We start from the raw sequence: 15603 nt of genomic DNA, 5'->3' as shown, positions 1-15603 counted from the left end.
ACGTTCCGTTTCGATCAAGCTTGCTCGGGTTTTGTGCTCTCCCGATACTCAATTCGATGCGGCAGCAGCACGACATGTTCTTCGACGTTCTCGTTATTCATGTACTTGGTCAACAGGCGCATCGCCACCGCACCAATATCATACATGGGCTGTACGACAGAAGTCAGTCGCGGACGCACCATTTCAACCAGACGAATATTATCGTGACCAATCACTTCGATGTCACCTGGCACGTTCAAGCCAGAGTCTTGAATAGCGTGGATTGCGCCAATAGCCATCTCATCATTCGCTGCGAAAATCGCCGTCGGCGGATTTTTAAGGGCAAGAAACCCTTTTGTAGTGGACAAGCCCGATTCATAAAAGTAGTTGCCTGTGGCAATCAGCTCTTCATCCAGCTCGATACCCGCATCCTTCAACGCCTTTTTATAGCCTTCATAGCGCATCAACCCTGCCAATGGATCGTTTGCAGGACCCGCGATCATCGCAATGCGCTTGTGCCCGCGTGCAACCAATGCCTCCGTTGCATCATATGCAGCTTGGAAATGGTCAATGCTTACCGACGGGAGTACGTTGTCCGCATCGCGAGTCGCAGCGAGTACAGTCGGTACAGACGTGCTTGTTAATGCCTGCAAATGATCTTCTTTGATTTCTGCCCCCAGGAACAGAAGCCCGTCCACTTGCTTTTCGAGCAAAGTATTAATGAGCTGCAATTCCTTTTCCATCCGTTGGTCAGAGTTACACAGAATGATATTGTATTTGTACATGGTAGCGATATCTTCAATCCCCCGCGCTAATTCGGAGAAAAACAAACTGGAGATATCCGGGATGATGACACCAACTGTTGTCGTTTTTTTGCTGGCGAGTCCACGAGCAACCGCATTTGGTCGATATCCCAAGCGCTCAATCGCAGCCAATACCTTTTTTCGGGTCAAAGGCTTTACGTTGGGATTCCCGTTGACTACGCGGGAAACTGTCGCCATCGACACCCCCGCTTCTCTTGCTACGTCGTATATAGTAACCGGCATCATGCACCCTCACTTTTCCCTATTTTTTGGTTTTCATAAGCGTTTTCATAAATATATGCACCTATGATACGACAAGCCGTATGCCGTTGCAATCGTTTTTGACGGCTTGTGCACCCGTTACTTCATGAGTTTGTTCATCGTTTTCAATAGCTCATCAATCACTTCATGATCGCCTTGCTGAATGCGATCCATCACACAGCTTTTCATATGTCCTTCGAGGAGCATTTTCCCAACCGCATTCAGTGCAGACTGCACCGCTGCAATTTGATTGAGAATGTCGTCGCAGTAGACATCCTTTTCTACCATTCCACGAATTCCACGAACTTGTCCCTCTACCCGATTCAGACGGGAGATGAGATTAGACTTGATTTTATCCGGCCTTTCTGTGGACCGATCCGTCGAGCAGCATTGATGGTTGTCTTCCATATGGCCTATCCTCCTTCACCAATATCAGCACGTAATTCTAGCTTACTTGGTCGCCAATGGTTCGTCAAATGAGAAAGGTCCTCCCGCGCGCAGGAAGGACCTTCAAAACGTACCCGAAAAGGTATTCTTATACTCTCGTTGCCACATTCTCGTCTTTGTACAGGCCAGAAGCAAGCAGTTCATCAACGAACTCGTTGAACTGTGGAATGTTCAACTGTTGCTTCGCATCAGACAGTGCCACATCTGGATCTGGGTGAACCTCTACCATGATTCCGTCAGAACCGACTGCGAAGCCTGCTTTTGCGCAAGGCAAGAGCAGATCACGACGACCTGTAGAGTGCGTCACGTCGACAAACACTGGCAAGTGCGTCTCTTGCTTGAGGAGTGGTACAGCAGAAATATCGAGCGTATTGCGTGTCGCTTTTTCATACGTGCGAATTCCACGCTCGCACAGCATGACTTGTGAGTTCCCTTCGGACAGGATGTACTCTGCCGCGTAGATGAACTCTTCAATCGTAGCAGAGAGGCCACGCTTCAAGAGGATCGGCTTGTTCACACGACCTGCCGCCTTCAGCAGCTCGAAGTTTTGCATATTGCGAGCACCGATTTGGATAACATCGATGTATTTTGTCGCCATCTCTAGATCTGCTGGCGTCACGATTTCACTGATCGTTACGAGGTTGAATTCATCCCCGATGCGTTTGAGAATTTGCAAGCCTTCTTCACCCAGACCTTGGAAGTCGTATGGCGAGGTACGAGGCTTGTACGCACCGCCGCGCAATGTGCGCAGTCCGCGTTTTGCGTGGTTTTCTGCTACGGCTCTTACTTGCTCGTAGCTTTCCACGGAGCAAGGACCTGCGATCAGAATCGGATTTTTTCCTCCGAACTCTACGCCTTTTACCGTGATAACCGTATCCTCTGCCTTTTTCTTACGGCTAACGAGGAGTACTTTTTTCTTTTCGTCGTCTTGCAGATCTAAGGAAACTTGGAATATTTGTTTGAACAAATGACGAATAGCATTGTCATTGAAAGGACCTTTATTGTTTTCCACGAGCAGATTGAGCATTTGGCGCTCACGTTCTGGGTCAAAACGGTTGCTGCCCTGTTTTTCTTTTTCTTTGCCGAGCTCTTGAACCAAGGTAGCTCGTTTGTTGATCAATTCAAGAATTTGCAGGTTGATCTCGTCTATCTGCTTGCGCATGGTTTCGATTTGATCGTGTGCCATCTCTCTCCACTCTCCTCTTTTTATATGGGGATTTATCGATAAATTAGGGTAATTATAATCGATTCAAAGACCCTTGTCAGCAGTTTAGCGCCAAAAAGCGCGAAAGTAAATTTTTTCTGTTTTTTTATCTTTTCCAATTATTCGTCAAAACGAAGAAGATTCCTTGATTCGACAGGATTCTTTCCCTTTCAAATCGAATAGTTTTGGATATATGTTCTAGTTAAAAGCGATTGTTCCTTTCCGATACAGTCCAAAATTACCGATAAGTATTGTAAAGACTTCATGAACAACCTCTTACAAGGAGTGACCTACTTTTGTCTGACATCACAGCCCCTGAGCTTATTTTTTCATTAGATATTGGAACGCGCAGCGTCGTCGGCCTGATCGTGGAAACGACCGGCGAGCAATACCGCGTATTGGACTGCGCCATTCGAGAGCACGATGAACGCTCCATGCTCGATGGGCAAATTCACGATATTGTCGCCGTAGCTAAGGTGATTCAACAAATAAAAGAAGAGCTGGAGGGGAAATACGGCAAGCTGCATCAGGTAGCGGTCGCTGCTGCCGGTCGGTCGTTGCGAACCCGTCGTGTGCGTGTGGATATGCCCTTAGCCAGACATGCCTTCATCTCGCGTGAAGATGTTGTCGCTTTGGAGTTTTCCGCTGTACAGGAGGCCCAAGCCGCATTAGCCCAGGAGCTAAAGGACCAAGACGTCACCCGCTATTATTGCGTGGGTTACAGCGTCGTCCATTATCATCTGGATGGAGAGTTGATCGGGAGTCTGATTGATCAGCGGGGTGACGTAGCAAGCGCAGATGTGATCGCCACTTTCCTTCCACGGGTGGTTGTCGACTCGCTGATCGCTGCTCTGAAACGATGCGATCTGGAAATGCAGGCATTGACGCTTGAGCCGATTGCGGCCATTAATGTCCTGATTCCTGTGACGATGCGCCGACTGAATATCGCTTTGGTCGACATCGGAGCAGGTACTTCTGACGTAGCGCTGACTGAGGAAGGGGCCATTACCGCTTACGGCATGGTTCCTATTGCAGGCGATGAAATCACGGATGCGCTCATGAACGCCTTTCTCATGGATTTTCCGATGGCAGAAGAAGTGAAGCGTCTCTTATCCACTGAGGAGTCCGTCACCTTCACCGACATTCTCGGCATGGAGCATACGATGAGCGCAGCCGAGGTAACCAGTGCGATTGAAGCAGACATCCAGCAGCTCGCTGATAAAATTGCCTTCAAAATATTGGAGCTCAACGGAAAAGCTCCGCAAGCGGTCATGCTGATCGGCGGTGGCAGCCTCACCCCTGGACTTACTGGAAAAGTCGCTCAGGTCTTGAATATTCCTGCCGCCCGTGTTGCCGTCAGAGGCGGCGATGCGATTAAACAATACGTTGGAGACAATCCTGGGCTCAGTGGACCTGAGTTTGTAACGCCAGTCGGCATTGCTGTTGCTGCTCGACGTCATCCATTGCGCTATGTAACGGTTACAGTCAATGACACTCCTGTGCGCATATTCGACTTGCGAAAAATGACGTTGGGTGATGCGCTCATTGCATCCGGACTGGATATCCGCCGTCTGTATGGTCGCCCCGGATTGGCGATGACCGTCACCGTAAACGGACGGATGAAAATGATTCCAGGTGGTCATGGTACAGCGCCAGTGATTCAGCGCAACGGAGAGGGCGTCAGTCTCGACACGCCAATCAATGACGGGGACCAAATCACCGTAGTGGCTGGTACAAATGGCGAGGATGCACGTGTGTTTGCCAAAGATTTATTCGATGAGCTGGACACGCTTGAAGTGGTCTGTAATGATCGTCCCTACTCGCTCGGTCCAGTCGTACATGTTAATGGAGCGACCGCTACTCTCGATACGTTGATCACAGATCGTGCCGAGGTGGACATCCGCCTTCCTCGCACTGTCTATGAAGTACTGGAGCTCGCCGAACTGAAAACGTCAGCGGAATCAGGCTTGTGCTTTTCTGTGAATGGACAAGATTATTCGATTCCGTCCCGTGTCGAGGTGATCGAGCTGAACGGAAGACCAGCAGCCTTGACAGATATCATCCGGCAAGGTGATGTCCTCGTCTATCGACTGGATGAAATCCCCGCCCTTTCTATACAAGATGTCATCCCCTTGGAAGAATGGGTACAGGAGACAATGATCGTCCACTTCAATGGTGAACGGGTCGTATTGCCTGTCGCACAGGTAACGATTACGGTAGACGGAAAAGCGGCGAATGCCTCTGATCCTGTGAGCGAAGGTGCCGACATCATAGTAAAGTCCTCACCTGCTTCAACACCTGTGTTTAGCGACGTCTTCCGTTTCGTTGATGTTTCCTTGGAAAAGCCCGACCGTGAGAGTATCTCTGGATTTGTGATGCTCGTCAACGGCGAACAAGCCAACTTCCAAACAGAATTGAAAAGTGGAGACAAGTTGGAGCTATTCTGGGAATAGTTTCTCCAATGCTCTTTTTCTCCATGCAAAAAGCCGGTCTCACCTCGCTTATCGGGTGTCCCGGCTTTTTGATTACACGTTGAGCGCCTGGCTAATCGCGTCTTTTGTAATTTTCCAGTGAGACGTGTGCCACTTTACTTCTCCGTCTTCCAGCAAAAAGATTTGCGGGGATTCGTGCTTGATGGAAAAACGATCCGCAACGGCGTTGGAGACAGGGCGATCCTCCCGTACCAGAATGACCGCAGATTCCACTTGATTGTCCTGCAAATACGTTTGAAACTCTTCATAGGCAGACGTACTGATCGGGCAGATCGTGCTATGCTTAAACAAAAGCTTTTTCCCATTTTTCGCTACGAACTCATCCAGTTCTTCTATGGAGTGAAGCTGTTTCTGTGACATGTTCATCTCTCCTTATCTCATGTGCCTACCAGTATACATAAGTCCAAGCAGCAAAGTCTACATTTGCGGTGCCGTGGAGAAATGAAAAAAGAGATACCTATCTTCTAGGCATCTCTTAATCCTTACACCATGATTTTCGTTAGACGTTCGCGTAGCTCCAGCATCCATTTTTCATCGCCAAGGGACTGCGCCAACAAAAACAGATCCAATAGCTCGTTGACTTTTTCACCAAGTAGTTCTCTAGCGGTCGAATTCACCTTCTCATTAGCAATCAATACCAATAAGTTGGATAACTCTGACACTTCTTCGAATTCGATTGCCTGACGCTGCGGATGTTGGCCCAGTTCCTCCATGAGTGACTTCAAGTCATCCTTAATCACATCTACCACTTGGGAATGGTCACAGTCTTCGTCCACGCAGACTTGTACAGGTACATTCATGATTTTAACTCGTTTCCGGTACACGACGTTGCGCAGCTCGATCTCCATTTCGTTCCCACAGCGGGTGCATCTCTTTTGCACGGTGTTCACCCCTACCTATCTATATGTATGTCTCTCATACTATTCGAGGGTCCTCCTTTCAATCCTGCTAGAGAGCAGGTGGTACTTGGTGGATATAGAGCCAGATATAAACTAGAGTCAACATAGTGGAGGAGAACAAAAAGCACAGTTCTCTTCGACTCTGACACGCCCACAAGGGGGATTGACTGTCCGTCTCCACTGCAAAAAGGGGACCGTCGAGCCAAAGCCACCCTACGGGCGGAAGTTTCTCAGGGAAGAAGTGTTCGACAACCGGGTCCCCTTTTTGAAGTTCCGACTGGGTAGGCGTTGTCAAGGTCTACGAGCCCTGTGCTTTTTCTTCTCACCAGCTTTTTTGGCACATCTGTAGCTTACTAAAACTTGAAAGAAAAAAGACGGTGCCAACAATCAGCATCGTCTTTCTTTTAAACATCAAACTTCAATCTCACGCGTAGATCGCGTTTACTTTTTCACAATGCGGACAAACAGCGACTTTCCCTGCTTTTCCGTCTTCGTCTTCTACACGGTAGCCAGTAATTTGCTCGGAAAAACAAAATAGACATTCTGTATTGAAGTCCATATCGTACTGCGCTTTCCACACAATGGATTTAAAGTCTTCTCCAACATTAATCGTAATTTGGACCAGATCATGCTGTAGGCTCGATAATGATCTTTGCATCACATAAACATCCTTTCATACTTGCAAAGTCTTTTGGTATCCTCTAGCTTTTCCTGCTTTTCAGAATAATAAACATCGAGAACGACAAGAGTATGAAAAACGAGAGATTACCCAAACAAATTTTCTCAAAAATGGGCGGATGCCCGGTTCGGTCCTATGCGATCACCCATATGTTGTAGATGTAAGCACAAGAGGCTTAACACACATATGAGGAGGATGTTTATTCGATGAGCGGCATCTTTAATGGAGAATTCGACGGCTTCACTCTGGTTTTGATTCTTTTCATCCTGCTGGTTATTATCGCATGCAGCTGCGACTAATCTTTCTTCCCCGAAGATATAGCCATATTCAGCAGGCCGTTGCATATACATGAAGTACCGAATCCTTCAAGTGCGTTTCCTCCGCAAGCTACCCTCGACAGTGGGTAGCTTTTTTCTGTTTGAGTTGTGTACAATGGACAAGAATGATATGGAAAGCGAGGGATCCCCTTCCTATGAAAGATCCACGAATTGAAAAACTAGCTGACGTCCTCGTCAATTATTCAGTGACTGTCAAGCCTGGTGAAAACGTTTTAATTTACTCTATTGGCAACGTTACCGATCTGACGAAAGCCGTTATTGCCAAGGTATACGAAGCAGGAGGAAATCCGTTTGTCCAATTGATTGACCAATCCGTTCAGCGTGAGCTCTTGATGAGTGCCAACGAAACACAATTGGGTATCATGCGTGAAGCAGATGTGGCTTTCATGAAACAAATGGATTGCTACATTGGCATCCGCGGCGGCGACAACATTAGTGAGCTCTCTGATGTGCCTGGAGACAAAATGCAGCTGCATTCCAAGCTGCTAGCGCGTCCTGTACTGGACATTCGCGTACCGCATACCAAATGGGTCGTGCTTCGCTATCCAAATGCATCCATGGCTCAGTTGGCTAATATGAGCACCGCTGCTTTCGAAGATTTCTATTTCAAAGTGTGCACACTTGATTACGGCAAAATGGATAAAGCCATGGACAGCTTGGTCGAGCTGATGGAGAAAACCGACAAGGTACGTATCGTAGGGCCAGGCACTGATCTGACCTTCTCCATCAAAGATATTCCGGCAATCAAATGTGCTGGTGAAGCCAACATCCCTGACGGAGAAGTATTCACTGCCCCTGTCCGTGATTCCGTCAACGGTACGATCGCGTACAACACGCCATCTCCTTACCAAGGCTTTACATACGACAATATCAAGCTGACCTTCAAGGACGGCAAAATCGTCGAAGCAACTGCAAACGATACAGAGAAGATCAATGAAATCTTTGATACGGATGAAGGTGCTAGATTTGTAGGGGAGTTTGCGATTGGTGTGAATCCGTACATCCAAAACCCGATGAAAGACATCCTATTCGACGAAAAAATCGACGGAAGCTTTCACTTCACGCCAGGACAGGCCTATGATGAAGCGTTTAACGGAAATAAATCCTCCATTCACTGGGACTTGGTTATGATTCAACGTCCTGAGTGGGGCGGTGGAGAAATTTGGTTTGACGATCGCCTGATCCGCAAAGACGGACGTTTTGTTGTACCAGAGCTCGAATGCCTCAATCCAGAAAACCTGAAATAAATAAAAGAAGCGAAGGGCTCATTGTTCACAAGACATGAGCCCTTCGCTTTATTGCTAAACGGAATAAGCTGGTTGTTTCAACAAGGAAGTCATTTTTTGTTCCATAAAGGAAATCGTTGACTCCAGATGATGAATGGTATACTCCCAGCAAAAGCGTTGATATTCGTCAAAATTTACTTCCAGCTTTTTATAAGAGGCCTTACTTTGTTGGAGCAATTGACGTTGCGTATCTAAGCAGCCCTCTAGCAAATCCTTTTGTTCGTCGATCGTGCGGCTCTTGCCGAAGAAAATCTTAACCAGCATGTCTGAACGCAAGACTGGCGGCAAGATAGGCGTCTGGATTTCTTGACGGAACGATTGTTTTCCGGCTTCTGTAATTCGGTACAAAATCTTGTTAGGCTTGCCAGACTGAATGATTTCTTGCTTCGTCACGAAGCCTTCTTCCTCCAGTTTGCGCAATGCTGGATAAATAGCACCAAAGCTAGCGTCATAAAAGAATCCAATACTGTTTGTAAACGCTTGCTTAATATCGTAGCCACTCATTTCCCCATAGCTCAAGAAACCCAGTATGATCGTTTTAACATCCATCTCTTCGCATCCTCCGTTACCGTTCTTTTTCTCTCTCTAGCGGCTAGGACTTAGCCTTTATGTTCGAAATATTCTTTAACTACATGTTATTATAAATGCATTTAAATAATTATACCAATGCTATTTCTTTATCATATCAATCAAAATTAATGATATAACCATACATTCGACTAGAAATTGGGCGTCCCTTCCCTCTCCCCTCCCCATAAGATGATACATACCTATCTGCTGTAGGGGGAGAGATCGGTGAAAAGTAAAAAATGGTCCCAATATACGCGGGTAAAGTACCCTGTGAGCAGCAGCAGTCTGCACCCATTCAATTTCTTCGTTCCCATTGTCGAGCGAGTTCAAGAGGGAGTAGTCTCCATCGTAACCGAAGATGCTCCCCATTCCAAAGACGTGGATTCGTTAATTCGCAGCCTCATTGATCATGAAGATAATTCTCCACCCATGGAACGAAGCTTTGGCTCCGGATTTCTTTTTCATCCGAAAGGGTATATCTTGACGAGCGAGCATGTCATCGGCAAATCCAAAAACATTTTCGTGAAGCTGTATAACGGTAGAGTGTTTGAAGCCAAACGCATTATAGCTGATCGAGTCCGGGATTACGCCGTCATCAAAATTGATGCAGACTGCAAGCTATACCCGCTGCCACTAGGCAACTCCTCTCATACAAAAGTAGGAGAATGGGTCATTAGCGTCGGTTCTCCATCTGTATTCAAAGAGACAAAAAACGAGCCTGGTTCCGGGCCAAATACAGCGCAAATTGAACAGGACGGGCTATCGCCTTTTTGTATAGAGCCATGTCACCCATCTGGCGAAAAACCTCTCTCCCCGGCTTGGGGTTCACTTCGATTAACCACGCGCGTCCGTCCACATCTACCCCAATGTCCAGCCCGAATTCCATCATGCGGCCGAAATAGTCCTCGAGCGTGGTTGCTACATCAAAAGCAAGTCGATAACATTCCTGTTTGATCAGCTCTCCACGCTCCTCGCCAAATCGCCTGGACATTAACCATTCAAAGGGAATCGCTTTGCCTCCTCCATGCAAATTGGAAGTAGCACTGCCCTTCTCCCCCATGCGTATTGCGCACCCTGTCACCGTCCACTCCCCACGCTCGTCCTTTTGGATCAATAACCGTACATCTACGACATGCTTGCGTAGCAGTCCCAGGTCCAAGCCTTGCTGCACCAGGAAATTGCCATCGCGAATGCGCTGCTCCTCTACCCACGTTTTGACCCATTTTTCCACGCCTTCCACCGTATCAATTCGAGCTACATGATGCTTATGCTTTTTGTCACGTCCAGAGAGGCTATAATCCTTGCCGCTGCTCTTCACTCTGAGGATGCTTCTTCCCCCTGTGCCATTGCCTGGCTTGACATAGACGAGCCCATGGCGTGCGAGCATGTTTCGGACCTTGCCTTTTTCGTAAACATGCGTCTCCGGAATCCAGCGTTTGACGCGGTCATCAGAAGCGAGCAGATTCGTGACTCTCCATTTTTTACTGAACGGACTGTTTGCAAAGAAAAACAGATCGCTATTTCGCAGCCGGATATACTCCTTTACCCTGCGTCGGTACCGATCAATGACAACTTCTGGCCAAGGGAACGATTTACTCATCCACCCCCCGTTCGGTTTGGGGATGAAGCCTTTGATCTTTCTGGCTGACACATTGACGTCCTGATGCGAAAACAGGTAGATTTCTGCGCCCAGCTTTTGCCCTGTTTGAACCAGCTTGCGCAAATAGGCTGGTTCCTCAAAGCGTAACCCCTCCCGCCAGGTTAAAATGCCGATTACCCGTTTTGGAAGCATCGCAACACCCTCTTCGCTTCTTTTCTTTCGCGATTAGTGTATGTGTGGACTCCTAATAGGGAAACATTTGTCCATGAAAACGGGCTTAACCTCTCAGGCATTGATAAAGTGTCATTCCAGTTTTTCGTTACTTACTTTTTTCAAGCTAATCTGTTAGAATAAAGGGCAACAATAATGCTGCTAGATAGAGGTGACGCCGATATGAGTCAAGATTTTTCTGGCGAACACATGTGTCCAAAATATGAATGCGCAATGAACGTCCTTGGAAAACGCTGGACCGGCCTGATTATTCATGTGTTGCTACGCGGGACTGTACGATTCAAAGATATCCGGGAAATGGTTCCTCATATGAGCGATAAAATGCTCTCGGAAAGACTGAAGGAGCTGGAAGAGCTCGAGATTTTGGAGCGCAAAGTGTACCCAGAGATCCCAGTTCGCATTGAATACGAATTGACCGATAAAGGAAAAGATCTGCGTCCTGTCATTGATTCCATTCACGAATGGGGCCAAAAATGGATGTAGCATAACCCCACTTGTCCAAGACGGATAAGCGGGGTTTTTTATTGCGGTCAGGCATAAGCTCCTCCCTTTTGCTGTACACTCTAGCAACCCAAGGTGAAGGGAGGACGGGGAATGCGAACGGCCATCTACATACGTGTCAGTACAGAGGATCAGGCACGTGAAGGATTTTCGATCCCCGCTCAAAGGGAAAAGCTGCTCTCGTATGTTCACTCCCAAGGCTGGGAAGTCCAAGCAGTCTACGCAGATGAAGGCGTCAGTGCCAAAGATACAAAGCGCCCTGCACTCGGTCAGCTCCTGCAGGATATCCGAACGGGTGAAATCGATGTCGTCCTCGTCTATCGACTCGATCGGCTTACTCGCTCTGTCCTTGATCTGTATCAGCTCCTTCAGGAGTTCGATCGACATGCGGTACATTTTAAAAGCTGCACAGAGGTATACGATACGACTACGGCAATCGGGCGACTGTTTATAACCTTAGTGGCTGCTCTCGCCCAATGGGAAAGGGAAAACTTGGCGGAACGGGTCAAGCTGGGGATGAGCCAAATGGCAAGAGAACGAAAACGACCAGGAGGACCTCCACCATTTGGATACAATCTGGTGCAAGGAACGCTGGTCGTGAATCAAAGGGAAGCAGCTGGCGTACGCAGCATGTTCGAGCGCTATGATCGAGGCGAATCTCCGCGCCAAATCGCCGAATGGGCAAATCATTCCGGATTGCGCGGGAAAAATGGCGCTTCCTGGAGTGCAAGTGCCGTGCTTCGTCTGCTAAAAAATCCGGTCTATCATGGCGCGTTGCGTTGGAATTACACCGACGCCGATCAACAACGCAATGCTCCCGAGGAATGGATAATCGAAGAGGCAACTCACCCAGCCATCATCGATCAATACTGTTTCTCCCGGGTGCAGGAGCGGATGAGTGCTCGCGGAACAAGCCACCCCCGCGTTCTCAGCTCCCGCTACCTCTTTTCCGGATTGCTATACTGCTCGCGTTGCGGGTCTTCGATGCGCGGGAAAACAACCACCATTACAGGAAAAGGGAAAAAACGCTACACGCACCGCTACTACTTATGTAAAAACAAGCTGGCTGGTACGTGTGATGCTCCAGCCATACGTGAGGATCGATTGGAAAAAGCCATTGTACACGAGCTGATGCAGCATTCACCAGAGTCAATCGCTGCGTTGCAGGAAGTGGTTCAAACTTTGTTTCAGTCGAATTCCTGCTCCGCGAAAGAAACCGGGCAAGAGCTGCAAATTCGGAGGCAGCGCTGGGAACAAGCTTATGAAGAGGGATTGCTTTCATTGGCTGACTTACGAGAGAAAATCAATGCATTGGAGCGGGCTGCGAAAGAACGAGAACGCACTTACTCTGTTTTTTCAAGTGTAGAGCGGTTTGATCTAGATGCTCTTTCCAATTGGAACCTTATTTGGTCGTATGCAAATGAAAAAGAACGGCGATTGCTCGTGTGCATGCTCATCCAACGTGTTGACGTGGAAGCAACAGACGCTGCCTCTGGTCAAAAAAATCGAGAGGTGTGCCTGCGTCTGTTGTCTTTCCACTAAAACTTCCTCTGATTTTTGTTTGTATGCTTACAGGTGGTTCCCCACTTGGTTTGGAAAATTCTGTGACAGCGGGTATCATTAGTGCTAAAAACCGCCGATTACAGGTTGCGAAGCGAATGTACGAAGAAATTTTTCAGACGGATGCTGCGATTAACCCAGGAAATAGCGGAGGTCCACTCATTAATTTGAATGGGGAAGTCGTTGGTCTCAATGCATTCATCATTCAATCCAGCCAATGCTTAGGCTTCGCTATCGGGATTGACGCCCTCAAAATGCAACTGGAGCAGTACGTATTCAAGTGAGAAGCACACGCTTCAACAAAAACACCCCGTCTAGGAGGACGGGGAATGCTTCTCTAATGCAATAAGATATACATTTGGACCTTCTGTGTTGATTTGTTCTTCTGCCTGTTTTAATTGTTGCAGCTGAGCGGCCGTAAGCTGTGCGATAGGCAGTTCACCCAAACGATTCTGTTCCATGCGACATTCCTCCGTTGGTGTCAGACTCACGATCGTAGTCTGCCCGATCTGGAGAGTATGTATTTACGCAGTGAGATCAAAAGCTTTGGCAATCGCAGAACACGAACGCTTGCAGAAAACGATGGGCAGCTCGCGATCTTTGGCTTGGTTTTTCACTGTTTTGGCCAAGTTGTGATTGACGAAATCAGTCAACACCAAAATCATGTGGATACCAGCTGGAATTTTCACCCCGGTTTGCGAGCTTTTCCGTCCAGTTACGTGGTGAATATCCTTGAAGCCTTGCCCTTGCAGTAATTCGATAATATTGCCCAGGCGATCTCCGCCTATTACTAAAATCGATGACATAACTTGTTACCTCCTTAAATTTAGGTGAATATAAGATTTATGTTTTCTTCTCTGAATACTAATTGATAATGAATATCACTCTTATTGATAAATATTATCATTCCCATTTGTCTTTGACAATACTCTCCATGATAACTTTTTTGTCAAAAAACAAAACTAGAGACTAAGCCTAAAGGCAAAGCCACGGCGCTCTAGCGTTCGCGCTCTCTTTTCCAAATTACACCGCATCATATCCTTCGCAGTCATAAGAAAATGTACATAGGTGTTGCCCGGGTGTTTTTTCCAACGGTATAATGAAAAAATAGATTGTGAATGAGGAGGTGGCGTAGGGTGCAAGAAATTACACAGCTGCACGCCATTTTTGATCGCACCAGAGGTTACATCAACAGCTTCATGGGCGTTATCCAGCCGATTATCGATGCGGCAACGGACGAGCACACTCGTCTTTATTACCATCACATTTTGGAAGAAGAAGAACAGCGCATGGGTCGCTTGCAGGAATTGGTTCCCTACCTGGAGAAGCTGTCAGCAGGAAAAAGCCTGGATCAGCTCAGTGATCGGGACCTCTCGCAAATGCTGTCCGATGTGAATCTGGAACGTTTTGGACTGCACAATTTCCGCGAGCATCTGGAGCTCTCTTTGTATGAATTCAAGGATGACGAAACACGTCAGCTCCTGGATGGCATGCGTGAAAAGACGCATACAGACTATTTGACAGTCAAAGAGATCATGGCGAACATGAGCCAACGATTCTCTGATGCGGCTCATCCTGATCTCACTGACCACGATGAGGGGCACGACATTCACCAGGTAGATCATTTGAAAGCCTCGGCTTCCGCTCCTCACGGTGTTGCTTCCGTGATCAAGCATTCCGCCCCTGCCGTTTCCGGTAAAAAAGGACTGACAGTTGGCAGCTTGAAAGGAATGTAAAGAATCGGAAATCCTGAAATGACATGGAGGTTACACTATGGACAAGCTTCGTAAATACCCAGACTCTCCCTTGACGACGGAAGAATGGAATCAACTGGACGCAACTGTTGTTGACATGGCTCGCCGTCAGCTAGTGGGACGTCGTTTTATCGATATTTATGGACCATTGGGTGAAGGTATCCAAACCATTACCAACGATGTATATGAGGAATCCCGTTTTGGTGGTCTCTCCCTGCGCGGAGAATCACTGGAAATGACACAGCCTAGCCGCCGTGTCAGCATGACGATTCCGATCCTGTACAAGGATTTCATGCTCTACTGGCGCGACGTTGCCCAAGCACGCACACTGGGCATGCCTTTGGACATGAGCGCGGCTGCCAACGCAGCTGCTGGTGGTGCACTGATGGAAGACGATCTGATCTTCAACGGTGCTGCGGAATTCGACCTTCCTGGTCTGATGAACGTAAAAGGACGCCTCACTCATCTAAAGAGCGATTGGATGGAATCTGGCAATGCGTTTGCCGATATCGTGGAAGCACGCAACAAGCTGCTGAAAATGGGCCATAGCGGTCCGTATGCACTGGTTGTTTCTCCTGAGCTCTACTCTCTCTTGCATCGCGTGCACAAAGGCACCAACGTGCTTGAGATCGAGCACGTTCGCAATCTCGTTACTGATGGTGTCTTCCAATCCCCTACCATTAAAGGCCGTTCCGGCGTATTGGTAGCCACTGGCCGCCACAATCTCGATCTGGCGATTGCGGAAGACTTCGACTCCGCATTCCTTGGAGACGAACAAATGAACAGTTTGTTCCGTGTCTATGAGTGCGTTGTATTGCGTATCAAGCGTCCAAGCGCCATTTGCACCTTGGAAGAAACAGAAGAATAGGAAGTCCTTTGACACACCCATTGACGATTCTCGTTGTGGGTGTGTTTTTTCATCCTTGAAATATGTAACAGATCACTTATAATAAGAACGTACGTTCCAAAATTTCCAAACAGTCTGACATAAATGTCGTT

Annotated in this window: 18 protein-coding genes and 1 pseudogene; 9 read left to right on the top strand and 10 right to left on the bottom strand. The window is 47.7% G+C overall.

Going from position 1 to position 15603, the window contains the following annotated elements; all coding sequences use genetic code 11:
- Window positions 1–14: 14 nt before the first annotated feature.
- From ccpA to HP570_RS24385, 3 genes are all read right to left on the bottom strand, one after another.
- Window positions 15–1025, bottom strand: a complete 1011-nt coding sequence (gene ccpA / locus HP570_RS24395; RefSeq protein WP_015892411.1) for a catabolite control protein A — start codon at window positions 1023–1025, stop codon at window positions 15–17.
- Window positions 1026–1142: 117 nt separating this feature from the next.
- Entirely contained in the window at window positions 1143–1451 is a 309-nt protein-coding gene (locus tag HP570_RS24390; protein ID WP_007720961.1) for a metal-sensitive transcriptional regulator, read from the bottom strand.
- Window positions 1452–1578: 127 nt separating this feature from the next.
- Complete coding sequence (locus HP570_RS24385) at window positions 1579–2676, bottom strand: bifunctional 3-deoxy-7-phosphoheptulonate synthase/chorismate mutase (RefSeq protein WP_173627454.1); 1098 nt, start codon at window positions 2674–2676, stop codon at window positions 1579–1581.
- 314 nt (window positions 2677–2990) lie between these two features.
- On the opposite strand from HP570_RS24385, the gene HP570_RS24380 reads away from it, so the two are divergent.
- Complete coding sequence (locus tag HP570_RS24380) at window positions 2991–5147, top strand: cell division protein FtsA (RefSeq protein ID WP_173627453.1); 2157 nt, start codon at window positions 2991–2993, stop codon at window positions 5145–5147.
- A 72-nt stretch (window positions 5148–5219) separates the two neighbouring features.
- Here the strand turns inward: HP570_RS24380 and ytxJ are convergent, their stop codons facing one another.
- The 3 genes from ytxJ to HP570_RS24365 all read right to left on the bottom strand — a co-directional run bounded on the left by ytxJ (window position 5220) and on the right by HP570_RS24365 (window position 6743).
- Window positions 5220–5546, bottom strand: coding sequence for a bacillithiol system redox-active protein YtxJ (gene ytxJ / locus HP570_RS24375; protein WP_015892414.1), 327 nt, complete (start codon window positions 5544–5546; stop codon window positions 5220–5222).
- 122 nt (window positions 5547–5668) lie between these two features.
- Entirely contained in the window at window positions 5669–6067 is a 399-nt protein-coding gene (locus HP570_RS24370) for a hypothetical protein (protein ID WP_081437260.1), read from the bottom strand.
- A gap of 442 nt (window positions 6068–6509) precedes the next feature.
- Entirely contained in the window at window positions 6510–6743 is a 234-nt protein-coding gene (locus HP570_RS24365) for a hypothetical protein (RefSeq protein ID WP_015892416.1), read from the bottom strand.
- 227 nt (window positions 6744–6970) lie between these two features.
- On the opposite strand from HP570_RS24365, the gene HP570_RS24360 reads away from it, so the two are divergent.
- On the top strand, window positions 6971–7063 hold the full coding sequence (locus HP570_RS24360) for a YjcZ family sporulation protein (RefSeq protein WP_016742096.1): 93 nt from the start codon (window positions 6971–6973) through the stop codon (window positions 7061–7063).
- Between the two features lie 173 nt (window positions 7064–7236).
- Window positions 7237–8349, top strand: coding sequence for an aminopeptidase (locus HP570_RS24355; protein ID WP_173627452.1), 1113 nt, complete (start codon window positions 7237–7239; stop codon window positions 8347–8349).
- A gap of 54 nt (window positions 8350–8403) precedes the next feature.
- On the opposite strand, the gene HP570_RS24350 is transcribed toward HP570_RS24355, so the two are convergent.
- Window positions 8404–8937, bottom strand: a complete 534-nt coding sequence (locus HP570_RS24350) for a PadR family transcriptional regulator (protein WP_047071910.1) — start codon at window positions 8935–8937, stop codon at window positions 8404–8406.
- 450 nt (window positions 8938–9387) lie between these two features.
- Between HP570_RS24350 and HP570_RS29710 the strand changes: the two are divergent.
- A pseudogene (locus tag HP570_RS29710) lies at window positions 9388–9639 on the top strand (S1C family serine protease); the annotation flags it as partial.
- 16 nt (window positions 9640–9655) lie between these two features.
- On the opposite strand, the gene HP570_RS24340 reads toward HP570_RS29710, so the two are convergent.
- Window positions 9656–10750, bottom strand: coding sequence for a YheC/YheD family endospore coat-associated protein (locus HP570_RS24340; RefSeq protein WP_173627451.1), 1095 nt, complete (start codon window positions 10748–10750; stop codon window positions 9656–9658).
- 201 nt (window positions 10751–10951) lie between these two features.
- Between HP570_RS24340 and HP570_RS24335 the strand changes: the two genes are divergently transcribed.
- From HP570_RS24335 to HP570_RS24325, 3 genes are all read left to right on the top strand, one after another.
- The gene (locus HP570_RS24335) at window positions 10952–11272 is read left to right on the top strand and encodes a winged helix-turn-helix transcriptional regulator (RefSeq protein ID WP_016742092.1); all 321 of its coding nucleotides are present in this window, start codon (window positions 10952–10954) and stop codon (window positions 11270–11272) included.
- Window positions 11273–11383: 111 nt separating this feature from the next.
- On the top strand, window positions 11384–12832 hold the full coding sequence (locus tag HP570_RS24330) for a recombinase family protein (protein ID WP_173627450.1): 1449 nt from the start codon (window positions 11384–11386) through the stop codon (window positions 12830–12832).
- Window positions 12833–12855: 23 nt separating this feature from the next.
- Window positions 12856–13134 (top strand): S1C family serine protease, encoded by a 279-nt coding sequence (locus tag HP570_RS24325; protein ID WP_015892423.1) that lies wholly within the window; start codon window positions 12856–12858, stop codon window positions 13132–13134.
- Window positions 13135–13164: 30 nt separating this feature from the next.
- On the opposite strand, the gene HP570_RS24320 is transcribed toward HP570_RS24325, so the two are convergent.
- Entirely contained in the window at window positions 13165–13311 is a 147-nt protein-coding gene (locus HP570_RS24320) for a hypothetical protein (protein WP_015892424.1), read from the bottom strand.
- A 63-nt stretch (window positions 13312–13374) separates the two neighbouring features.
- Window positions 13375–13656: a DUF2325 domain-containing protein gene (locus HP570_RS24315; protein ID WP_016742090.1), complete on the bottom strand. Its 282-nt coding sequence runs from the start codon at window positions 13654–13656 to the stop codon at window positions 13375–13377.
- 330 nt (window positions 13657–13986) lie between these two features.
- Here HP570_RS24315 and HP570_RS24310 point away from each other — a divergent pair, with 330 nt between their 5' ends.
- Together HP570_RS24310 and HP570_RS24305 are read left to right on the top strand one after the other, a co-directional pair.
- Complete coding sequence (locus tag HP570_RS24310; protein ID WP_016742089.1) at window positions 13987–14586, top strand: IMEF encapsulin system ferritin-like cargo protein; 600 nt, start codon at window positions 13987–13989, stop codon at window positions 14584–14586.
- A gap of 37 nt (window positions 14587–14623) precedes the next feature.
- Complete coding sequence (locus HP570_RS24305; RefSeq protein WP_007721249.1) at window positions 14624–15472, top strand: family 1 encapsulin nanocompartment shell protein; 849 nt, start codon at window positions 14624–14626, stop codon at window positions 15470–15472.
- The last annotated feature ends 131 nt before the right edge of the window (window positions 15473–15603 follow it).

The sequence above is a fragment of the Brevibacillus sp. RS1.1 genome (assembly GCF_013284365.1).
In the GTDB taxonomy this organism is placed as follows: domain Bacteria; phylum Bacillota; class Bacilli; order Brevibacillales; family Brevibacillaceae; genus Brevibacillus; species Brevibacillus brevis_D.
This window is presented reverse-complemented; position numbering and strand designations above follow the sequence as displayed.

Coding starts and splice junctions, on each gene's coding strand:
- ccpA (WP_015892411.1), bottom strand. CDS start 1,025: ATGCCGGTTACTATATACGACGTAGCAAGAGAAGCGGGGGTGTCGATG.
- HP570_RS24390 (WP_007720961.1), bottom strand. CDS start 1,451: ATGGAAGACAACCATCAATGCTGCTCGACGGATCGGTCCACAGAAAGG.
- HP570_RS24385 (WP_173627454.1), bottom strand. CDS start 2,676: ATGGCACACGATCAAATCGAAACCATGCGCAAGCAGATAGACGAGATC.
- ytxJ (WP_015892414.1), bottom strand. CDS start 5,546: ATGTCACAGAAACAGCTTCACTCCATAGAAGAACTGGATGAGTTCGTA.
- HP570_RS24365 (WP_015892416.1), bottom strand. CDS start 6,743: ATGCAAAGATCATTATCGAGCCTACAGCATGATCTGGTCCAAATTACG.
- HP570_RS24360 (WP_016742096.1), top strand. CDS start 6,971: ATGAGCGGCATCTTTAATGGAGAATTCGACGGCTTCACTCTGGTTTTG.
- HP570_RS24355 (WP_173627452.1), top strand. CDS start 7,237: ATGAAAGATCCACGAATTGAAAAACTAGCTGACGTCCTCGTCAATTAT.
- HP570_RS24350 (WP_047071910.1), bottom strand. CDS start 8,937: ATGGATGTTAAAACGATCATACTGGGTTTCTTGAGCTATGGGGAAATG.
- HP570_RS24340 (WP_173627451.1), bottom strand. CDS start 10,750: ATGCTTCCAAAACGGGTAATCGGCATTTTAACCTGGCGGGAGGGGTTA.
- HP570_RS24335 (WP_016742092.1), top strand. CDS start 10,952: ATGAGTCAAGATTTTTCTGGCGAACACATGTGTCCAAAATATGAATGC.
- HP570_RS24330 (WP_173627450.1), top strand. CDS start 11,384: ATGCGAACGGCCATCTACATACGTGTCAGTACAGAGGATCAGGCACGT.
- HP570_RS24325 (WP_015892423.1), top strand. CDS start 12,856: ATGCTTACAGGTGGTTCCCCACTTGGTTTGGAAAATTCTGTGACAGCG.
- HP570_RS24320 (WP_015892424.1), bottom strand. CDS start 13,311: ATGGAACAGAATCGTTTGGGTGAACTGCCTATCGCACAGCTTACGGCC.
- HP570_RS24315 (WP_016742090.1), bottom strand. CDS start 13,656: ATGTCATCGATTTTAGTAATAGGCGGAGATCGCCTGGGCAATATTATC.
- HP570_RS24305 (WP_007721249.1), top strand. CDS start 14,624: ATGGACAAGCTTCGTAAATACCCAGACTCTCCCTTGACGACGGAAGAA.